Raw genomic sequence first — 19,411 nt, 5'->3', positions numbered from 1 at the left:
GGGCGCCGCGCAGAGGCTCCGCCAAGGGTGGGGGTGGGCGACGGGTGGGCCGTGCTCATCGGTCCGCCACCTCCGCCTCGGCGGCCAGCTCGGCGGCCAACTGGGCGGCCTGCTCGCGCAGTTGCGGGGTCGGCTCGGCGTAGACGTGGGCGAACAGCGACATCGGGTCCAGCTCCGGGTCGGTGTGGAACTCCGCCCGCATCCGGGCCGCCAGCGCCTCCGCCTCGTCGGCCGCCTCCCGCACCAGGCGGTCGTCCAGCACGCCGAGTCCGCGCAGCGCCCGCTCCATCAGCAGGATCGGGTCGTGCTCGCGCCAGGCTGCCACTTCGGGCTCGGTGCGGTAGCGGGTGGCGTCGTCGGCGTTGGTGTGGGCGTCGATCCGGTAGGTCAGCGCCTCGACCAGGGTCGGGCCGCCGCCGGCCCGGGCCCGCTCGACCGCCTCGGTCAGCACCGAGTGCACGGCGGGCGCGTCGTTGCCGTCCACCAGCCGACCCGGCATCCCGTAGCCGACGGCCTTGTGGGCCAGGCTCGGCGCGGCGGACTGCGCCCTGAGCGGCACGGAGATCGCGTAGCCGTTGTTCTGCACCAGGAAGACCACCGGGGCGTCCAGCACGGCCGCGAAGTTCAGCGCCTCGTGGAAGTCGCCCTCGCTGGTGCCGCCGTCGCCGAGCATCGCCAGCGCGACCACCGGCTCGCCGCGCAGCCGGGCGGCGTGCGCCAGCCCGACGGCGTGCGGGGCCTGGGTGGCGAGCGGGGTGCAGAGCGGGGCGGTGCGGCTGGCCCGCGGGTCGTAGCCGGTGTGGGCGCTGCCGCGCAGCAGGGTCAGCGCCTCCAGCGGGTCGACGCCCCGGGAGACCACGGCGAGGGTGTCGCGGTAGCTGGGGAAGAGCCAGTCGTGCTCGCCGAGCACCAGCGCGGCGGCGACCTGGCAGGCCTCCTGGCCGGTGGACGCCGGGTAGACGGCGAGCCGGCCCTGCTTGGTCAGGGTGGTGGCCTGCTGGTTGTACCGGCGGCCGACGACCAGGCGGCGGTACAGCTCGCGCAGCAGGGCGGGGTCGTACTTCTCCAGCGCGGGGGTGCCGATCGCCCGGACGGGGGAGGGGTCCGGGAGGAGGGGTGCCGGATCGGTGCGCGGGGCGGTGGCCCCGGGCAGCCAACCGGGTACACCCGCGTGGTGTCTGTGGTCGAGAACGGTCATCTCGGGGCACCTCCAGGGGTTGCGGGGGCTCCCTACCGATTGTTCGGTCGTCTGTTCATCTTGACCAGAAGCGTGACAAGGTGGTGGACATTCGGCCTGTACGGCGGTCGACTGGTGGCAGTGCGTCCAATCGGTGGGGGTGGGGGGTCATGTCGGCTGAACAGATGTCCAGACTCGACCGGGTCGACCGGTCGATCCTGCGGCTGCTGCAGCAGGACGGTCGCGCCTCCATCCGCTCGGTGGCCGAGCGGGTGCACGTGTCCCGGGCCAACGCGTACGCCCGGATCTCCAGGATGGTCGAGGACGGCATCATCCGCGGCTTCACCGCCAGGGTGGACCACGAACGGGCCGGTCAGGCCGCGTCGGCGTACGTCACCCTGAAAATCGTCCAGAACTCCTGGCGGACGGTGCGCGAGCAGCTGCTGGAGCTGCCCGGGGTGGCGCACATCGCGCTGGTCGGCGGGGACTTCGACGTCCTGCTGCTGGTGCACACCGCCGACAACAAGGCCCTGCGGGAGCTGGTGCTGGGCAGCATCCAGTCCATCCCGCAGGTGCTCGGCACCCGCACCATGCTGGTCTTCGAGGAGACCGACCAGGTGCCGCCGCTCTGAGGAGGGCTCCGCCTCGAGGGCGGGGCCCGGGCCCGGGGGAAGGACCGGTCAGCGCGCCCGCAGCCCGTCGAAGGCCAGGTGGACCACCGCGTCCGCGACCCCGTCGGCGGCCTTGAGCCCCGGCCGGTACCACTCCACGATCGAGTTGATCATCCCGAACAGCAGCCGGGTGGCCAGCCGCGGCTCCACGTCCGCGCGCAGCGCGCCGTCCGCGACCGCCGCCCGCAGCAGCTCGGCGACCTGGTGGTCGAAGTCCCGCCGGCGCTCCAGCGCCCACTGCTCGGTGGCCGTGTTGCCGCGCACCCGCAGCAGCAGCGTCACGTACGGCAGCTCGTCCAGCAGCACCTCGGCGGTGCGGCGCACCACGTGCTCCAGCCGCTCCACCGCCGGGCCCGCGACCGCCTCGGGCTCGGCCAGGATCGCGAACAGCCCGTCCAGCGCCCGGCCGACCGCCAGCCGCAGCAGCTCCTCCTTGCCGCGCACGTGGTGGTAGATGGAGGACTTGGAGATCCCGGCCGCCCGGGACAGGTCCTCCATCGAGGTGCCGTCGTAGCCGCGCTCGTTGAACACGTCGACGGTCACCGCGAGCAGTGACTCCACGGTGTAGGCGGTGCGCGTGGTGTGATCGGCCATCCTCCGAGTATCCCCGGCCGTCACCCCCGTCACGCGAGCGGGTCCGACTGGTCCACACCAACCAAGGGACGCCGACGGGGGCAGGCCCTAGACTCTGCGGACGATCCGTCCACGTCCAAGGCTGGGGACATGAACGCAATACCGGCAGTCGCCTCCGACGTGCCAGAGAAGCGCAGCGAGGAGCCGGAGGAGACCGCGCGCGCCTGGCAGGAGCGCGGCCGGGCCCTGGTGGTCCGCTTCGGACCGGCGGTGTGGTGCTACGCGGTGCTGAAGCTGATCGGCTTCACCGTCTTCATGAAGCTGCTCTCCTTCTCCGGGGAGTACGCCAAGAAGCCGGCCCGGTTCGGCGGCGGCGCCAACCCCTGGGACGTGGTGGCCACCTGGGACGGCTGGTGGTACCAGCAGGTGGCTCGGTTCGGCTACCACCCGGCGCTCGTCCCGATACCGAACGGCCCGGTCGGCTTCAGCGTCGAGCAGAACTCGGCCGCGTTCTTCCCGCTCTACCCCGGCCTGATGCGGATGACCTCGGACGTCACCGGCCTCGGCCTGTACGGCGCCGGGATGCTGGTCTCGGTGGTGGCCTCGCTGTTCGCCGCGGCCGGCATCTACGCCGTGGTGGAGAAGCTGACCGGCGACGCGCGCTCCGGTGTGATCGCGGCCGGCATCTGGGCGATCGCCCCGGGTTCCGGCGCCGAGTGGGCGGTCTACTCGGACTCCCTCTTCGTCGCGCTGGCCGCCTGGGCCTGCTACTGCGTGATGACGAAGCAGTGGGTCGCGGCCGGGGTGATCACCCTGGTCGCCGGGCTCAACCGGCCGACCTCCGCGGCGCTGATCGGCGCGGTCGGCCTGGCCGCGCTGGTCGAGCTGTACCGCCGCGAGAGCGGCGTCCTGCGCCCGCTGGCCGCGATGCTGCTGGCCCCGCTCGGCCTGCTCGGCTACGTGGGCTGGGTGGGCTGGCGGACCGGCGAGTGGGGCGGCTACTTCCGGCTGCAGCACGACGCCTGGCTGCACTACTTCGACTGGGGCCAGGGCACCTGGCACGCGATCCGCGGGGTGCTGCTGGGCCGCAGCGACTACCCCTTCGCCTTCCCGATACCGGACCTGTTCGCCACCCTGATCGTGCTCAGCCTGCCGATGCTGATCGTGCTGCTGGTCCGGCTGCGCCCGCCGCTGGTGCTGACCGCCTACACGCTGGCGACGATCGTCTCGGTGCTCGGCAGCCTGGGCATCTTCGGCAACGTCTCCCGCTACCTGCTGCCCGCGTTCCCGCTGTTCATCGCGCTGGCGGTGGGGATGCGCAAGCTGAGCCTGCCGGTGCTGGCCACCGTCCTGGGCACCGGCGCGGTCGCCTCCGGCTGGTACGCCGGGTACGTCATCTTCGAGCTGGGCGTGCCGTAGACCCGGACCACCCGAGCCCCCGGGGGCGCGTCCGCCACGGACGCGCCCCCGCGCGTTTCCCGGTGGATTCCTCCCACCACACCCTCGTGGCCCGACCGATCGTTCGGTTACTCTGTGACGTGTCCCGTCCTGCTTTCCGAGGCCCTCCGAGGAGCGCACAGATGTCCGCAGCGGTCACCCACCCCCTCGTCAGCGAGCTGGTCGAGCGCCACCAGGCCACCCTGGACGCCGCGCTCGCCGCCGCCGCCGAGCGCGACTACTGGTCGCCCTACCCCGAGTTCCCCAAGGCGTACGGCGAGAGCGGGCCGGCGGACGGCAAGGCCGCCTTCGACGCCCTGCTCGGCAAGCCCTTCACCCTCGAAGGCCACCCCACCGACGGCGACCAGGTCGGCGGCGAGGCCTCCCCGTACGGCGTCGAGCTGGGCATCACCTACCCGCACGCCGACCCGGACGCGCTGATCGCCGCGCTCACCGCCGCCCGCCCCGGCTGGGCCGCCGCGACCCCGCTGGAGCGCGCCGCCGTCTGCCTGGAGATCCTGCACCGGATCAACGCCCGCTCCCACGAGTTCGCCCAGGCCGTCATGCACACCACCGGCCAGGCCTACGGCATGGCCTTCCAGGCCGGCGGCCCGCACGCCCAGGACCGCGGCCTGGAGGCGGTCGCCTACGCGTACGCCGAGCAGACCCGGCTGCCGAAGCAGGCCGGCTGGACCAAGCCGCAGGGCAAGCGCGACCCGCTGGTGATGACCAAGGAGTTCACCGTCGTCCCGCGCGGCCTCGCGCTGCTGATCGGCTGCAACACCTTCCCCACCTGGAACGGCTACCCGGGCCTGTTCGCCTCGCTGGCCACCGGCAACCCCGTCCTGGTCAAGCCGCACCCGCGGGCCGTCCTGCCGCTCGCGCTGACCGTCGCCGTCGCCCGCGAGGTGCTCGCCGTGGCCGGCTTCGACCCGAACCTGGTCGTCCTGGCCGCCGAGCACGAGGGCGGCACCGTCGCCGCCGCCCTCGCGGTCCGCCCCGAGGTCAGGCTGATCGACTACACCGGCTCCACCTCCTTCGGCGACTGGCTGGAGGAGCACGCCAGGCAGGCGCAGGTGTACACCGAGAAGGCCGGCGTGAACGCCGTCGTCATCGACTCCACCGACGACTACAAGGGCATGCTGGGCAACCTGGCCTTCGCGCTCTCCCTCTACAGCGGCCAGATGTGCACCACCCCGCAGAACGTGCTGATCCCGCGCGGCGGCATCGCCACCGACCAGGGCGACAAGTCCTACGACCAGGTGGTCACCGACCTGGCCGGCGCCATCGAGGGCCTGCTCTCCGACGACGCCCGCGCCGCGGCGATCCTCGGCGCCGTGGTCAACCCCGGGGTGCTCCAGCGCTCGGCCGCCGCGGCCGGCGGCGAGTACGGCGAACTCGCCCTCGCCCCGCGCGCGGTGACCTCCCCGGACTTCCCCGGCGCGACCGTCCGCACCCCCGCGCTGGTCAAGCTGGACGCCGACAAGCCGGACGACCGCGCGGTCTTCCGCAGCGAGTGCTTCGGCCCGGTCTCCTTCGCCGTCGCCGTCGAATCCACCGCCGCCGCCGTCGAGTTGCTGCGCACCACGGTCCGCGAGAAGGGCGCCATGACGGCCTCCGGCTACACCACCTCGCCCGAGGTGGAGGCGCTGCTGGTCGAGGCCGCGCTGGACTCCGGCGTCTCGCTCTCGCTCAACCTGACCGGCGGCGTCTTCCCCAACCAGACCGCCGCCTTCTCCGACCTGCACGGCACCGGGGCCAACCCGGCCGCCAACTCGGCCTACTGCGACGGCGCGTTCGTCGCCAACCGGTTCCGCACGGTGGAGATCCGCCGGCACGCCTGAGCCGTTCACCCCCGTCACCGGGCCCCGGCGGTCACCCACCGCCGGGGCCCGGCGGTTCACAGCTCCGACGGCGCCCGCGATGATGGAGGCTGGGAGAACGCCGGGAACGGCGTACGACCGCCCTCCGAACAACGGGAGCTGATACATGGCCGTGAAGCCGACGACCGAAACCGACGTCCTGATCGTCGGCGCCGGACCGACCGGACTGCTGCTGGCCGGCGACCTCGCCGCCGCCGGAGTCGGCGTCACGGTACTGGAGAAGCGGGCCGCCGAGTCCAACCTCACCCGGGCCTTCGCCGTGCACGCCCGCAGCCTGGAGCTGCTGGACGCCCGGGGCCTGGCCGAGGAGCTGATCGCCACCGGCCGCCCGCTCGCCGAGCTGAGGATGTTCGACCGCTTCGGCATCGACCTCGCCGCGCTGCCCACCCGCTTCCCGTTCGTGCTGATCACCCCGCAGTACAACGTCGAACGGCTGCTGCTGGACCGCGCCGAGAAGGCCGGCGCGACCGTCCTGCGCGGCGCCGAGGTCACCGGGCTGCGCCAGGACGCCGAGGGCGTGACCCTGGAGACCCGGGACGGGCAGAGCCACCGCGCCGCGTACGCGGTCGCCACCGACGGCGTCCACTCCACCGTCCGCGACCTGCTGGGCATCCCGTTCCCCGGGGAGTCGGTGGTCGACTCGGTGGTGCTGGCCGACGTCCGGCTGGACCGCGAGCCCGCCCAGGCGATCACCGTCGGCGCCAACCAGGCCGGCTTCGCCTTCATCGCCCCGTTCGGCGACGGCTGGTTCCGGATCATCGCCTGGGACCGCGAGGAGCGGTACCCGGACGGCACCACCCCCTCCGCCGAGCAGCTCACCGCCCTCGTCCGGGCCATCCTCGGCGAGGACTACGGCCTGCACGAGGTGCGCTGGAGCTCCACCTTCCACAGCGACGAGCGGCAGGCCCCCAACTACCGCTCCGGCCGGGTCTTCCTGGCCGGCGACGCCGCGCACTGCCACTCCCCGGCCGGCGGCCAGGGCATGAACACCGGCCTCCAGGACGCCGCCAACCTCTCCTGGAAGCTCGCCGCGGCACTCCGGGGCCACGCCACCGACGCCCTCCTGGACACCTACCAGACCGAGCGGCACCCGGTCGGCAAGACGGTGCTGCGCACCTCCGGCGCGCTGATCCGGCTGGCCCTCGCCGAGTCCGCCCCCACCCGCGCCCTGCGCGGCGCGCTCACCGCGCTGGGCGGCCACCTCGACCCGGTCACCGAGCGCGGCGCCCGGCTGGTCTCCGGCATCGGCATCTCCTACCCCGCGCCCAAGGACGCCCACCCGCAGGTCGGCAAGCGCGTCCCGGACCTGCGGCTGACCGCCCTGAGCAAGCCCGCCGAGGGCGCCCCGGCCGCGCCCGAGCGGCTCTACGAGGCGCTGCGCGCCGGGAGGTTCGTCCTGGTCAGCAATGACGAGCTGGCCGCCGCCGAGCCCTGGGCCGACCGCATGGTCTCCGCCGCCCCCGCCGACCCGCACGGCAAGCTGCGCGACACCGTCCTGCTGATCCGCCCGGACGGCTACGTCGCCTGGGCCGCCGTCGACCCCGGCCAGGGCGAGCTGCGCGCCGCCCTCACCGACTGGCTCGGCGCCCCGGCCTGACCACCCCCGGGCGGGCCCGCGGCCCCCGCGCGCCCGCCCGGCCCGTCGTTCGCCGGCCGCTCAGCCCCGGGCCTTCACATAGTGCCGCGCCGCCTTCGCCCGGTTCCCGCACACCGCCATCCGGCACCACCGCCGGCGGCCGTTCTGCGAGGTGTCGAAGAAGTACAGGACGCACGCCTCGTGCGCGCACTGCTTGATCCGCTGGGCGCCCCGGTCCAGCAGGTCCAGGAAGTCGTCCGCCGCCAGCCAGGAGGCCAGCCACTCGGGCCGGTCCACCTCGACGTGCGCGGTCGGCCCCTGCGGGCCGAGCTCCCGGCGCAGCCGCCCGTGGCCCAGCACACCGTTCAGCCGGGCCACCGCCTCCGGCCCCAACTGCCCCTGCCCACCCAGCTCCTGGACGGCCTCGGCGATCACCTCACGGGTCTCCCGCAGGGCCGCGAGCCCCGACCCGGCGGCCCGGCAGCGGTCCGCGAGGCCGGCCGAGGAGAGCCAGATCGCGTAGCCGTCCGGTTCGGCGAGCAGGTCGTTGACGGGCGTTCCGGCCCAGCGCGTGTTGAGCAGGTCCAGTGCGAGCGGCTCACCGATCAGCGGTCGCGGGTCCCTCGGGTCCGGCTGCACGTCAGTCATCGCTCTCCCTCGGATCGGTCCGATTCTACGTCCGCCCCTTCCGCCCGGACTGGTCTGGACCGGCCCCGGAACCACGGTCATTCACTGTATGGAACCGCCGAGTTGGGGGCCCTCCACAGTTGACTGTTTTTTAGCAACGAATTGCCCGGCCATGAGCCAATTCGCACACGGGTTCTGTCATGTTCGAGCCAGCGTTCTCGACCCCCCTGAACGCCTGGTCCCTTGCCGGCCCCCCACAGCCGGCTGGAGGAGGATCCGTTGCGTCCCCGCTCCCTTGCCCTCGCCGCGGCGATAGCCGTGCTGCCGCTGACCGCCGTCTCGCTCGGTGTCTCCACCGCGCAGGCCGCCACTCCCAACGCCTCCCCGCGCGTCGCCCTGCCGAACACCGTGAACCCGGCGGTGGCCCACTCGGAGAAGAAGGGTGACGTCCCGGCCGCGCAGCAGATCTCGGTGTCCGTCAGCCTGAAGCTGCGCGACACCGACGCCCTGGACCGCTTCCTGACCGCCGTCACCACCCCGGGCGCCCCGGAGTACGGCCACTACCTGACGCCGGAGCAGTTCACCGCGCGGTTCGGCCCGACCCAGGCCGCCGTCGACCAGGTCCGGACGTACCTGGCCCAGCAGGGCCTGACCGTCTCCGACGTGAGCGCCAACCGCCAGGTGGTCAACGCCCGCGGCACCGCCGCCCAGGTCTCCCAGGCCTTCGGGACGCACGAGAGCGCGTACCTCGACCCGCAGCTCCAGCGCGCCTTCTTCGCCAACGACGCGGCAGCCTCGATCCCGTCCGACCTGGCCTCCGTGGTCCAGGGCGTCAGCGGCCTGGACAACCACGCGGTGCGCAAGAACCGCCTGGCCACCCCGAACGCGGTCGCCCCGAACTCGGTCACCCCGAACACGGCGACCGCGAGCCCGAGCGGCATGGCCCCGGCCCAGTACACCGGTGCGTACAACCTCAACAAGACCGGCGCGGACGGCACCGGCACCACGGTCGCGCTGTGGGAGTTCGACGGCTACCAGTCCTCGAACCTGACCACCTACGACTCCCAGTACGGCCTGTCCGGCCCGGCCGTCTCCACCGTCTCGGTGGACGGCGCCAACTACGACTCCGCCCCCGGCCAGGGCCAGGGCGAGGTCGAGCTGGACAGCGAGATCGTCCGCGGCGCGGCGCCCAAGGCCACCCAGCTGGTCTACGAGGCGCCCAACAGCGACCAGGGCGAGATCGACATGGCCAACAAGATCGTGACCGACAACAGGGTCTCGGTGGTCTCGATCTCCTGGGGCTCCTGCGAGCCGGACACCACCGCCGCCTCGATGACCGCGGTCGACAACGCCTTCAAGCAGGCCGCCGCCCAGGGCATCTCGATCTTCTCCGCCTCCGGCGACGACGGCTCCCGCGACTGCACCCGCTCCACCAGCGGCTCCGGCGTGAAGGCGGTCGACTTCCCGGCCTCCAGCCCGCACCAGACCGGCGTCGGCGGCACCAACCTCAAGGTCTCCAGCGGCAACGCCTACTCCTCGGAGAGCGCCTGGAGCACCGCCGGCGGCGGCGTCTCCACCGTGTTCGCCAAGCCGAGCTGGCAGACCGGCACCGGCGTCAGCGGCACCATGCGCACCGTCCCGGACGTCTCCTCCAACGCCGACCCGCAGAGCGGCTTCGCGATCTACACCGCCGGCGCCTGGCAGGTCTACGGCGGTACCAGCGCGGCCGCGCCGCTCTGGTCCGGCTACGCGGCCCAGTTCAACCAGAAGGCCAAGGCCGCCGGCCAGGCCGTCCTCGGCGAGGCCAGCCCGCGGCTGTACTCGGTGGCCAACGGCAGCGGCTACGGCAGCACCTTCCACGACGTGACCACCGGCGCCAACCAGGACTTCTCCGCCAAGGCCGGCTACGACCAGGTCACCGGCTGGGGCTCCCCGGTCGCCGACGCGCTGACCACCGCCCTGCTCGGCGGCACCACCACCCCGCCGTCCGGCGGCTGCACCGCCGCCCAGCTGGTCGCCAACGGCGGCTTCGAGAGCGGCACCGCCTCCCCGTGGACCGCCTCCAGCGGCGTGGTCAGCAACAGCTCCTCCGAGGCCGCCCACTCGGGCAGCTGGAAGGCCTGGCTGGACGGCTACGGCTCGGCCCACACCGACACCCTGTCGCAGACCGTCTCGATCCCGGCCGGCTGCGCCTCCGCCAAGCTGACCTTCTGGCTGCACGTCGACACCGCGGAGACCGGCACCACCGCGTACGACAAGCTGACCGTCCAGGCCAACAGCACCACGCTGGCGACCTACTCCAACGTGGACGCCGCCGCCGGCTACGTCCAGCGCACCCTGGACCTGACCTCCTTCGCGGGCCAGACCGTGACCGTCAAGTTCACCGGCACCGAGGACTCCTCGCTGCAGACCAGCTTCGTGATCGACGACGTCGCGCTGAACGTCGGCTGACCACCGGCCGCACCACCGCACCACCCGATCCCCGCCGGGGCGGAGCCGTCAGGGCCCGCCCCGGCGGTGTCCGTCCCGGGCCCTGCCGGAGCCGTCCGCCGGCCCGGTCGGGCCCCGGTCAGCGGCCCGTGTTTCCGGACTGTTTCAAGATCGATAACCCTTCGGTCCACCTGCCGTGACCACTGTCATACGCACGACTGATGACGTAGCCTCTCGACCGTGCATAGGGTTCCCCAAAGCTCGGTGAAGCCGCTGGCGGCGCGCCCCGGCGCCGACCCGGTCCCGCCGAACTCACCTGGTGGGGAGGGTCACCGTATGGCCGCACAGCAACCTCAGGACGCCGCGCGGCTGCGGCTGGTCGGATCGCACACGGAGCGCCCGGGCCCGCCCGGGCCGCCCGGCCCGACTCCCGCCACCCCCGGACCGCCCCCCGGCCGGCTCGCCCCGGTCGGCGGCTTCGCGGACACCCTCCACCTGGCGATCGAGGCCAGCGGCCTCAGCCTGGACCGCATCCGCGCCGCCCTCGCCGGGCGCGGCGTCAGGGTCAGCGTCACGACCCTGAGCTACTGGCGGCGCGGCCGCAGCCAGCCCGAGCGGGCCAGCTCGCTGCGCGCCGTCCACCTGCTGGAGGAGCTGCTCGGGCTGCCGCACAGCGCGCTCTCCTCGCTGCTCGGCCCGCCGCGCCCGCGCGGCCGCTGGGCCGCCGCGGCCAACACCTGCCACCTCGGGCTGGAGGACGTCTGGCCGGGCGAGCAGGAGATCGCCAACATCTTCGCCGAGCTGAACGCCCCGCCGGCCGGCGAGCTGGAGCGCCTGAGCATCCACGACTCCTACTACGTGGACGCCGAGCGGCGCGGCAACCTGCTGCGGATGCGCCAGGTGGTGCGCGCCACGGTCGGCGGCGTCGGCCGCTGCCTGGTGGTGCACATGGCCGACGAGGAGGCGGCCGGCTGCCCGGAGATCACCGCGGTGCGGCACGGCCGGCTGGGCCGGGTGCGCCGCCGCCCGGAGGCCGGGCTGATCGTCGGCGAGCTGATGCTGGACCGCCCGCTCGGCCTCGGCGACAGCACGGTCTTCGAGTACGAGGTGGAGATCCCGCCCGGCGGCCCGACCACGGAGTACAGCCGCCGCTTCGCCACCCCGGTGCGCGAGTACGTGCTCCAGGTGCACTTCGACCCGGCGGCCGTCCCGGCGCACTGCGAGCGCTACGACCGCGAGCCGGGGGCCGACGTCGACCACCGCCGCGAGCAGCTGTGGATCGGCGCCTCGGCGAGCGCCCACGTCCTGGCCCCGGACCAGCAGCCGGGCCACATCGGCATCCGCTGGGAGTGGGCCTAGCCCTTCCGCTCCTTCGAGACCCGCCGGACCTCACGGTCCGGCGGGTCTTTCGCATGCCCGCCCGAAGACCTGACCCTTCCGGCTCCCTGCACTGGTTGACGCTGCATCACCTAACTCCTACTCTCGTGAATACCGGTTAGGCAGCTGCCTCACCGGCAGCCGAAGCCTCCGGGAGTGACCAGGCATGTCCAGCACCGCCCAGCTCCGCACCCTGCAGACCGGCCACGTGGGCCTGAACGTCACCGACCTGGCCCGCTCGATCGCCTTCTACCGCGCCGTGTTCGGCCTCGACGTCACCGCCGAGGGCACCGACCCCGACCGCCGCTACGCCTTCCTCGGCCGCGACGGCCGCCTGATGGTGACGCTCTGGCAGCAGAGCGCGGGCCGCTTCGCCCCCGGCAACCCCGGCCTGCACCACCTCTCCTTCGAGGTCGAGAGCCTCGACGAGGTCCGCGCCACCGAGCGGCTGCTGCGCGAACTCGGCGCCGAGTTCGCCTACGACGGCGTCGTCCCGCACAGCGAGGGCTCGGCCTCCGGCGGCATCTTCTTCACCGACCCGGACGGCATCCGGCTGGAGGTCTACACCCGCACCGGCGTGGCCGGGACCGAGGCCGCCGCCCCCGCCCCCACCGCCACCGCCCCGACCTGCGGGTTCTTCTAGGAACCGGGCCCGGCCATGACCACCACCAGCACGCCGTACCACCCCGGCGAGCGGGCCGCCCAGGCCCGGGCCGGCCGGACCGAGCGGGCCGACCACGCCGGCCGGTCGATCCGCCGCACCGTCCCGGCGGTCGCCGCCCGCTTCCTGGCCGAGCGCCGGATGCTGGTCCTCGGCGCCGCCGACCGGGACGGCCGGGTCTGGGCCACCCAGCTGGCCGGCCCGGCGGGCTTCCTCACCGCCCCGGACGAACGCACCATGGCCGTCGCCGCCCTCCCCGCCGGGGCCGACCCCCTCGCCGAGGCACTGGCCGGCCCCGCCCGGGTCGGCACGATCGCGCTGGACCCGGCCGGCCGGCGCCGGATGCGGCTCAACGGCCGCTCCCTCCCGGACGGCCGGGGCGGGCTGCGGGTGCACGCCGACGAGGTGGTCGCCAACTGCCCGAAGTACATCCAGCGCCGCACCCCGACGGACCGCCCGGCCGCCGGCCCGCCCCGTACGGTCGCCGCCGGCCCCGTACTGACCACCGCCCAGCGGCTGGCGGCGGCCACCGCGGACACCTTCTTCATCGCCAGCACCGGCCCGGACGGCAGCGTGGACGCCTCCCACCGCGGCGGCTTCCCCGGCTTCCTGGAGCCGGTGGCGCCGGACCGGCTGCGCTGGCCCGAGTACCCGGGCAACAGCATGTTCCTGACGCTCGGGAACCTGGAGCTGGACCCGCGGGCCGGCCTGCTGCTGCCCGACTGGGAGACCGGCGGGGCGCTGCTCGTCACCGGCGAGGCCCGCACCGACTGGTCCGAGGAGGCCCGGCAGGGCGTCCCGGGCGCCGAGCGGATGGTCGAACTGGCCGTCACCGGCGTGCTCGAACTGGCCGACGCCACCCCGCTGACCTGGACCGACCCGGAGTACTCGCCCGCCATCCCGCGCTGACCCCGCCTCACTTCGCCTAGACCCTCCGCCCGACCCACGCCACGCCCGGGAGCCGAACGGGTCTCACCCGTTCGGCCTAACCCACCGTGACTCATCGCGCCCGCTTTGGGACTTTGGTCCGGATAACACGCGGAATAGTCCGGGAAAGAGGCGGAGCATGACCCTGACCGACCCCCTGTCCCCGCTCATCGAGTTCGACGACGTCGAACCGGCGGAGGACTGCATATGCGGGGGCTGCAACGCCCGCCGACGAGCACGGCTGCACGCCGCGCCCGTCCACGAGGGCGGACACGCCTCCGCCCGCAGCGTCCGCCGCCGGGCCGCCGTCCTGATGGCCGCCGTGGGCACCGCGCTGGGCGGCGGAGCGGCCGCCGCCGGCACCGCCACCGCGGCCCCCGCACCCGGCCCCACCCCGGGCGGCAACAGCAGCAGCCAGTCCCAGACCCCCCAGGGCGAGGTCAGCGGCCTCTACGGCCAGGCCCCCGGCGCCCGTACCTTCGCCGCGCCGCGCGCCGCCGCGGCGCCGCTCACCCGGGCCCAGATCATCCAGCGCGCCCAGACCTGGGTCGACCAGGGCGTGCCGTACAGCATGAGCCGCTACTGGTCGGACGGCTACCGCCAGGACTGCTCCGGCTTCGTCTCGATGGCCTGGGGCCTGGGCAGCAGTCAGACCACCTGGACACTGCCCAACTTCGCCGAGCGGATCGGCAAGAACGACCTCCAGCCCGGCGACGTCCTCATCTACAACAACCCGGCCAACCCCCAGGCCGGCTCGCACGTCACGATCTTCGGCGGCTGGGCCGACTCCTCGCGCACCAAGTACGTCGCCTACGAGCAGACCGGCCCCTCCGCCAAGAAGCGCTCCACCCCGTACGCGTACTGGAACAACTCCGGCTCCTACGTCCCGTACCGCTACACCGGCCTGTCCTCCGGCAGCAACGACGGCGGCGGCACCTCCTCCACCGCCTTCCCCGGGGCCGACAAGTTCGGCCCCGGCGCCAACAACGCGTCCGTCACCAGGCTCGGCCAGCTGCTGGTGCAGCGCGGCGGCGCCGGGTTCTACTCCGAGGGCCCCGGCCCGCGCTGGGGCGAGGCCGACCGCAAGGCCACCCAGGCCTTCCAACAGGCCCAGGGCTGGCGCGGCGCCGAGGCCGACGGCATCCCCGGCAAGGACACCTGGGACTACCTGGTCAACGGCAAGGGCCGCGACATCGGCGGCGGGGGAGGCACCCCGCTGCCGCCTCCGCCGCCGCCCGTCACCGGGGGCTCCGCCTTCCCCGGCGCGCAGTACTTCGGGCCCGGCCAGAGCAACGACCACATCCGGCAGCTCGGCGAGCAGCTGGTCCGCAAGGGCTTCGGCGGCTCGTACAGCGTCGGCCCGGGACCGCGCTGGACGGAGAGCGACCGCCGGGCCGTCCAGGCCTTCCAGCAGGCCCAGGGCTGGCGCGGCAGCGAGGCCGACGGCTACCCGGGCCCCGACACCTGGCGCCGGCTCTTCTCCTGACGCCCCCTCCGAGGCGCGGTGCCCACCCGGGCGCCGCGCCTCAGCGCTTCCCCGACATCCAGTGGAACAGGCCCATCCCGACGCTGGTCGCCAGGTTGAAGCTGGACACCCCGGGCCGCATCGGCACCGCCACCAACCGGTCGGCGCGGTCCTTGAGTTCCGCCGACACACCGTGCCGCTCCGTCCCGAAGGCGAGCAGCGCGTCGTCCGGGAACGGCACGTCCCGGATGTCCGCGCCCTCCGGGTCCAGCACGTACAGCGGCCCGTCCGGCAGCTCCGGCAGGGCCAGCCGCTCCACCGCGGTCGCGAAGTGCAGCCCGGCGCTCCCCCGCAGCACGTTCGGGTGCCACGGATCCAGGTCCCCGGTGGTCACCACCCCGGTGGCGCCGAAGCCCGCCGCGAGCCGGATCACCGCCCCGACGTTCCCCAGGTTGCGCGGGTTCTCCAACAGCACCACCGGCGACCGGCGCGGCAGCCGGCCCAGCACCGCCCGGTTCGCCTCGACCCCGGGCCGCACCGCCAGCGCGACCACCCCGGTCGGGTGCAGCCGCGGCACCAGCCCCCGCAGCGCCGCCTCCGGCAGCTCCACCGCGAGCCCCTCCAGCGCCGGAACGACGTCCGGCGCCAACTCACCCGCCAGCGCCAGCAGCGCGCCCCGGTCCGCGGTCAGCACCCGCCGCACCTCGCCGCCGAACCGCAGCGCGTGCTTCAGCGCGTGGAAGCCGTCCAGCAGCACCGCCCCCGGCTCCCGCTCGGCCGCCCGCCACGCCCGTACCAGCCCGTCCTCGTCCGTCCTGTTCACTCCGCCATCGTCTCCCCCGGGCGCCCCGCCGCGGCGATCACCTCGTCGAAACCGAGCGCCCGCCCCGGCGGGCCGTCCGTCGTGGCGGCCAGTCCGGCCAGCGCGAGGTCCAGGTGCCGGTGGACCAGCGAGCCGTCCGCGTCCAGCGCCGCCAGGGCGCCCGGCAGCGGACGGGACACCCGGACGCAGAGCAGCACCAGGTCCCCCATCCCGACGTCGGGGCGCAGCCGCCCGGCCTCCCGCGCGGCGCGCAGCAGATCCTCGACGGCCTCCACGGTGCCCCGCCGGACCGCCACCAGCTCCTCGTCCACCACCAGGCGCTCCAGCAGCACCACGATCGCCGCCCCCATCCGCAGATCGGCGGCGGCGTGCACGAAGCGGCGCAGCGCCTGCCACGGGTCCGCCTCGACGCGCCGCGCCTCCTGCGCGGCCTCGCCGAGCCGGGCCAGCAGGTCGGTGACCAGCGCTCGGACCAGCGCCTCCCGGTCCGGGAAGCGCCGGTAGAGCGTGCCCGGTCCGACCCCGGCCCGCCGCACCACCGCGTCCAACGGGGCGTCCGGGCCCCGCTCCAGGAACACCTCGCAGGCGGCGTCCAGGATCCTGCGCCGGCTGCGTTCCGCGTCGGCCCTCATCCACAACTCCCTAACCGGAGAAAATCTCTCCCCCTATGCTAGCGTCACCAGAAGCGGAGAAAAACTCTCCGCCTCTCCCGGAGGAGCGCCACCATGCCGACCAGCCTCACCATCCGCACCGAGATCGACGGCACCCCCCACCCCCGCGAGGCCGTCCTCGCCTGGGAACTCGACCGCGCCCGCGCCGCCCTGCACCTGCTCAAGCAGCGCCTCGGCGACACCCGCACCCGCGAACTCCTCACCCCCGACACCACCGCCGCCGACACCGCCCTGACCACCTGGGCCCAGGCCTCCGCCGGCCGCTGGAGCACCGCCGTCACCGAACTCACCGCCACCGGCATCGACGCCCGGACCTTCCTCACCTGGTGGCAGACCCGCCTCCACTCCGGCGACCGCACCGCCCTCCTCGCCGCCAACCCCGAGCACTACCTCGCCGACTCCACCGGCAACCGGGTCGAGATCATCGAAACCCTCGGCACCACCCCGACCCGCTTCTTCCTCCACTTCCACGACACCCCCGGCAACGCCACCTTCCCCGTCCGCATCGGCGGCACCGGCACCCTCGCCGACGGCACCGAAGTCCTCCACGTCATGCACGAGTTCGCCGACACCCCCGACGGCCTCCGCATCCGCCTCACCGTCCAGTTCCCCGAAGCCGCCCCCGACCTCCTCCCCACCGGCCACCAGTGGCACTTCGCCTGCGAGTTCACCAACTGGCTCCAAGCCGCCCACGCCGCCTGACACCCACGCACCCGTCACGCCCCTCAGCACCCTCCCCCCACCCCCAGCGGGCGCGCCCACCCACTCCCGCACCAGGGCCCCCTGCGCCACCCCCACCCACCCGCCCCTCCCCTCTGGCGAGAGGGACGCGCTGCGGGAGGGGGTGGCGCAGGGGGTGGCCGCGGAGAGGGGCGTGACGGGTGATTTTCAGACTGCCAACGGTGATAGCCCCCCACCCACAGGGTCGGCAGTCTGAAAATCATCCAGCCCCCGGAGCGGCCACCCCCGGAGCCGCCCCCGGCCCCCCACCCTCCCGAGAGCCCTCCCCCACAGAAGACCCCCGCAGAGCCCGCTCCAAGTCCCGCAGAGCCTGCCCCACCAACCGAACCCCCGCCCGCACCACATCCCGCTGCACCCCCGCCGGCGCCCCCGCCAACCCCTCCTCCAACCGCGCCTGCGCATCCCGCACCGCCCCGAACTCCACCGCCTGCCCCGTCAGCAGCGCCGCCGCCGCGAGCGCCGTCGCCAGCCGCAGCTCCTCCGCGTACTCCCCGGTCCCCGGCACAGGTTCCGCGTCCGCCGCCGGCAGGTGGGCCTCCAGCAGGACGGCCGCCCGCCCGAGGGCCCCGACCGCCGCCCGGGCCCGGTCGATCTGGCGCCGGCTGACCCCGGCCAGCCCGGTCTCGTGCCGTCCCGGTTCGGCGTCGGCCCGCTGCATCGCCTGGATCAGTTCGGACCGCGCCTCCCGCGAGTCCAGCAGCGCGCTCCGCACGACCCGCCCGCGCGGCGCCGCCGGCTTCTCGTAGCAGGCGATCACCGCTCCCGCGTACCGTCCGGCGGCCGCCAGCCACTCGGCGAGCCGTTCGCCGAGCCGGGCGGTCTGCCAGGTCGGGAACAGCGCGTACGTGACGAGCGCGATCGACCCGCCGAGCAGGGTGAGCCCGACCCGTTCGAAGGCCGTCACCAGCGGGTTGCCCTCCTGCAGCCCGAGCAGGAACACCACGTACGTGGAGATCCCGACGGTGGTGAGCGCGTACCCGGTGCGGAACGCGAGGTACGCCCCGCCGATGCAGACCACCGCCAGCGCGGCCAGCACCCATTCCCCGGGGTGGAGCAGCTGCACCACGAGCGTCGAGACGGCGACTCCGACCACCGTCCCGGCCAGCCGGGCGACGCCCCGGCTGTAGGTCTGCGCGAAGTCCGGCCGCATCACCATCGCGGCGGTCATCGGCGCCCAGTACCCGTGGTGGAACCCGACGAGCCGGGCCAGCAGGTAGGCGACGGTGACCACTCCGGCGAGCCGGACGGCGTGCTGGAAGATCGCCGAGCGCGGGTGCAGCTGCCGCCGGACGGCCCGCGCCGCGACCGGCAGCATCCGGGCGATGGTGGGCTTGCGCAGCGCCCCGCCGGCCCCGACCACCGGCGTGGTGATGGTGTCCTCGTCGTTACGGTCCAGGGTGTCCGCGGCCTTGCGCAGCAGCCCGCCGAGCCGCCGGGCGGAGCGCCGGGCCGCGCCCTGGAGCCGCGGCCCGTCGTCGGAGCCGACCAGGGTGAGCGAGGGCGCGGAGCGGGGGAGCCGGACCGGGTCGCCGGTGCGGATGGCCCGGGCGAGGGCGTCCATGACCTCGGCGGCGGCCGCCAGCACCTCCCGGGCCCGGTCCCGTTCGGGTCCTTCCTCGGGGGCGCCCACCTTGGGGTCGGCGAGTGCGGCGAGGGTGGGCCGGATGCGCTCGGCGATGCCGCGCAGGCCGCGCAGCTCGGGCGGCCGGTGGCGGTCCTGCCAGGGGGTGAGGGCGGCCGCGTGGCGGGCCGTCATGAACGGTTCCGGGTCCACGTGCGCGGTCGGGTCCTGCCGCAACCGCCGGGCGTAGTCGGCGAGTTCGGCGTAGGTGTCGGCGAGGGCCTGCCGCTGGGCGGTCCAGCTGCCGATCGGCCAGACGGTGATGACGGTGGCCTGGACGACCCCGCCGAGGGCGGCGACCAGCCCGTGGCTGAGCGCGGTGACGGTGCTGACGGGGAGCTGGACGACGATCAGCATCACCGAGACGGTGTTGGTGGCGACCACCCCGGCGGTGGGCCCGATCGCCCAGGCCAGCCCGGCGCCGAAGGCCCACACCGCGAGCAGTACCGGGAACAGTCCGGGGACGCCGGCGGCCAGGTAGCCGAGGAAGGTGCTGATGCCGAGTCCGGCCCCGGCCGCGACGGCGAGGCTGGCCCGGGGCCGGAAGCTGCGCTGGAAGGTCGCCGAGCCGGCGATGAACGCGCCCATCGCGGCCGAGGTGGCGAGCGCGACCCCGCCGAGCGCGAGGGTCGGGAAGAGCACCAGCGCCACCGCGACCGCCCCGCGCACCGCCCGCTTGGGGTCGGTGAGCGCCCGGTCCAGGGTGAGCCCGGTCCGCGCGGTGTCACGAAGTGCGGCGAACCAGGACATA

The 19,411-nt window shown here is 74.3% G+C and carries 16 protein-coding genes; 10 read left to right on the top strand and 6 right to left on the bottom strand.

Annotated features, from left to right (window positions below; genetic code table 11):
- Window positions 1-55 precede the first annotated feature (55 nt).
- Complete coding sequence (gene pdhA, locus AMK13_RS10850; RefSeq protein WP_074001969.1) at window positions 56-1,198, bottom strand: pyruvate dehydrogenase (acetyl-transferring) E1 component subunit alpha; 1,143 nt, start codon at window positions 1,196-1,198, stop codon at window positions 56-58.
- A 149-nt stretch (window positions 1,199-1,347) separates the two neighbouring features.
- On the opposite strand from pdhA, the gene AMK13_RS10845 reads away from it, so the two are divergent.
- The gene (locus tag AMK13_RS10845) at window positions 1,348-1,809 is read left to right on the top strand and encodes an Lrp/AsnC family transcriptional regulator (protein ID WP_049652805.1); all 462 of its coding nucleotides are present in this window, start codon (window positions 1,348-1,350) and stop codon (window positions 1,807-1,809) included.
- 48 nt (window positions 1,810-1,857) lie between these two features.
- On the opposite strand, the gene AMK13_RS10840 is transcribed toward AMK13_RS10845, so the two are convergent.
- A complete protein-coding gene (locus tag AMK13_RS10840) occupies window positions 1,858-2,442 on the bottom strand; it encodes a TetR/AcrR family transcriptional regulator (protein WP_049652808.1) in 585 nt (194 codons plus the stop codon).
- 129 nt (window positions 2,443-2,571) lie between these two features.
- Between AMK13_RS10840 and AMK13_RS10835 the strand changes: the two genes are divergently transcribed.
- The 3 genes from AMK13_RS10835 (at window position 2,572) to AMK13_RS10825 (ending at window position 7,338) form a co-directional block, all read left to right on the top strand.
- Window positions 2,572-3,840: a glycosyltransferase family 39 protein gene (locus AMK13_RS10835; protein WP_079272007.1), complete on the top strand. Its 1,269-nt coding sequence runs from the start codon at window positions 2,572-2,574 to the stop codon at window positions 3,838-3,840.
- A gap of 161 nt (window positions 3,841-4,001) precedes the next feature.
- Entirely contained in the window at window positions 4,002-5,702 is a 1,701-nt protein-coding gene (gene paaN, locus AMK13_RS10830; protein WP_074001966.1) for a phenylacetic acid degradation protein PaaN, read from the top strand.
- A 145-nt stretch (window positions 5,703-5,847) separates the two neighbouring features.
- Complete coding sequence (locus tag AMK13_RS10825) at window positions 5,848-7,338, top strand: FAD-dependent monooxygenase (RefSeq protein WP_074001965.1); 1,491 nt, start codon at window positions 5,848-5,850, stop codon at window positions 7,336-7,338.
- 60 nt (window positions 7,339-7,398) lie between these two features.
- Here AMK13_RS10825 and AMK13_RS10820 read toward each other — a convergent pair whose 3' ends face one another.
- The gene (locus AMK13_RS10820) at window positions 7,399-7,965 is read right to left on the bottom strand and encodes a CGNR zinc finger domain-containing protein (RefSeq protein WP_074001964.1); all 567 of its coding nucleotides are present in this window, start codon (window positions 7,963-7,965) and stop codon (window positions 7,399-7,401) included.
- A 258-nt stretch (window positions 7,966-8,223) separates the two neighbouring features.
- Between AMK13_RS10820 and AMK13_RS10815 the strand changes: the two genes are divergently transcribed.
- The 5 genes from AMK13_RS10815 (at window position 8,224) to AMK13_RS10795 (ending at window position 14,825) form a co-directional block, all read left to right on the top strand.
- Window positions 8,224-10,395, top strand: coding sequence for a protease pro-enzyme activation domain-containing protein (locus AMK13_RS10815; RefSeq protein ID WP_079272006.1), 2,172 nt, complete (start codon window positions 8,224-8,226; stop codon window positions 10,393-10,395).
- 315 nt (window positions 10,396-10,710) lie between these two features.
- The gene (locus AMK13_RS10810; protein ID WP_079272005.1) at window positions 10,711-11,733 is read left to right on the top strand and encodes a hypothetical protein; all 1,023 of its coding nucleotides are present in this window, start codon (window positions 10,711-10,713) and stop codon (window positions 11,731-11,733) included.
- A 184-nt stretch (window positions 11,734-11,917) separates the two neighbouring features.
- The gene (locus AMK13_RS10805; RefSeq protein WP_074001963.1) at window positions 11,918-12,394 is read left to right on the top strand and encodes a VOC family protein; all 477 of its coding nucleotides are present in this window, start codon (window positions 11,918-11,920) and stop codon (window positions 12,392-12,394) included.
- A 15-nt stretch (window positions 12,395-12,409) separates the two neighbouring features.
- On the top strand, window positions 12,410-13,321 hold the full coding sequence (locus AMK13_RS10800) for a pyridoxamine 5'-phosphate oxidase family protein (RefSeq protein WP_074001962.1): 912 nt from the start codon (window positions 12,410-12,412) through the stop codon (window positions 13,319-13,321).
- Window positions 13,322-13,478: 157 nt separating this feature from the next.
- Window positions 13,479-14,825, top strand: a complete 1,347-nt coding sequence (locus AMK13_RS10795; RefSeq protein ID WP_107418707.1) for a peptidoglycan-binding protein — start codon at window positions 13,479-13,481, stop codon at window positions 14,823-14,825.
- A gap of 40 nt (window positions 14,826-14,865) precedes the next feature.
- Here the strand turns inward: AMK13_RS10795 and AMK13_RS10790 are convergent, their stop codons facing one another.
- Window positions 14,866-15,627, bottom strand: coding sequence for a TrmH family RNA methyltransferase (locus AMK13_RS10790; protein WP_074001961.1), 762 nt, complete (start codon window positions 15,625-15,627; stop codon window positions 14,866-14,868).
- Entirely contained in the window at window positions 15,624-16,259 is a 636-nt protein-coding gene (locus AMK13_RS10785) for a TetR/AcrR family transcriptional regulator (RefSeq protein ID WP_074001960.1), read from the bottom strand. The genes AMK13_RS10790 and AMK13_RS10785 overlap by 4 nt, the downstream gene beginning before the upstream one ends.
- 93 nt (window positions 16,260-16,352) lie before the next feature.
- Between AMK13_RS10785 and AMK13_RS10780 the strand changes: the two genes are divergently transcribed.
- Window positions 16,353-17,000 carry a hypothetical protein gene (locus tag AMK13_RS10780; protein ID WP_074001959.1) on the top strand — a complete coding sequence of 216 codons (648 nt, stop codon included), beginning with the start codon at window positions 16,353-16,355 and terminating at the stop codon, window positions 16,998-17,000.
- Between the two features lie 238 nt (window positions 17,001-17,238).
- On the opposite strand, the gene AMK13_RS10775 is transcribed toward AMK13_RS10780, so the two are convergent.
- Window positions 17,239-19,410, bottom strand: coding sequence for an FUSC family protein (locus AMK13_RS10775; RefSeq protein ID WP_074001958.1), 2,172 nt, complete (start codon window positions 19,408-19,410; stop codon window positions 17,239-17,241).
- Window position 19,411: the final 1 nt, after the last annotated feature.

Origin of the sequence: Streptomyces sp. CB02056 (assembly GCF_001905545.1) — a bacterium.
In the GTDB taxonomy this organism is placed as follows: Bacteria; Actinomycetota; Actinomycetes; order Streptomycetales; family Streptomycetaceae; genus Kitasatospora.
The sequence above is the reverse complement of the archived record's forward strand: the minus strand, read 5'-3'. Positions and strand labels throughout refer to the sequence as shown.

What these genes read in the sequence shown, in the direction of transcription:
- AMK13_RS10780 (WP_074001959.1), top strand. Translation starts at nt 16,353, where the DNA reads ATGCCGACCAGCCTCACCATCCGCACCGAGATCGACGGCACCCCCCAC.
- AMK13_RS10800 (WP_074001962.1), top strand. Translation starts at nt 12,410, where the DNA reads ATGACCACCACCAGCACGCCGTACCACCCCGGCGAGCGGGCCGCCCAG.
- AMK13_RS10825 (WP_074001965.1), top strand. Translation starts at nt 5,848, where the DNA reads ATGGCCGTGAAGCCGACGACCGAAACCGACGTCCTGATCGTCGGCGCC.
- AMK13_RS10785 (WP_074001960.1), bottom strand. Translation starts at nt 16,259, where the DNA reads ATGAGGGCCGACGCGGAACGCAGCCGGCGCAGGATCCTGGACGCCGCC.
- pdhA (WP_074001969.1), bottom strand. Translation starts at nt 1,198, where the DNA reads ATGACCGTTCTCGACCACAGACACCACGCGGGTGTACCCGGTTGGCTG.
- AMK13_RS10775 (WP_074001958.1), bottom strand. Translation starts at nt 19,410, where the DNA reads ATGTCCTGGTTCGCCGCACTTCGTGACACCGCGCGGACCGGGCTCACC.
- AMK13_RS10810 (WP_079272005.1), top strand. Translation starts at nt 10,711, where the DNA reads ATGGCCGCACAGCAACCTCAGGACGCCGCGCGGCTGCGGCTGGTCGGA.
- AMK13_RS10835 (WP_079272007.1), top strand. Translation starts at nt 2,572, where the DNA reads ATGAACGCAATACCGGCAGTCGCCTCCGACGTGCCAGAGAAGCGCAGC.
- AMK13_RS10840 (WP_049652808.1), bottom strand. Translation starts at nt 2,442, where the DNA reads ATGGCCGATCACACCACGCGCACCGCCTACACCGTGGAGTCACTGCTC.
- paaN (WP_074001966.1), top strand. Translation starts at nt 4,002, where the DNA reads ATGTCCGCAGCGGTCACCCACCCCCTCGTCAGCGAGCTGGTCGAGCGC.
- AMK13_RS10820 (WP_074001964.1), bottom strand. Translation starts at nt 7,965, where the DNA reads ATGACTGACGTGCAGCCGGACCCGAGGGACCCGCGACCGCTGATCGGT.
- AMK13_RS10795 (WP_107418707.1), top strand. Translation starts at nt 13,479, where the DNA reads ATGACCCTGACCGACCCCCTGTCCCCGCTCATCGAGTTCGACGACGTC.
- AMK13_RS10805 (WP_074001963.1), top strand. Translation starts at nt 11,918, where the DNA reads ATGTCCAGCACCGCCCAGCTCCGCACCCTGCAGACCGGCCACGTGGGC.
- AMK13_RS10845 (WP_049652805.1), top strand. Translation starts at nt 1,348, where the DNA reads ATGTCGGCTGAACAGATGTCCAGACTCGACCGGGTCGACCGGTCGATC.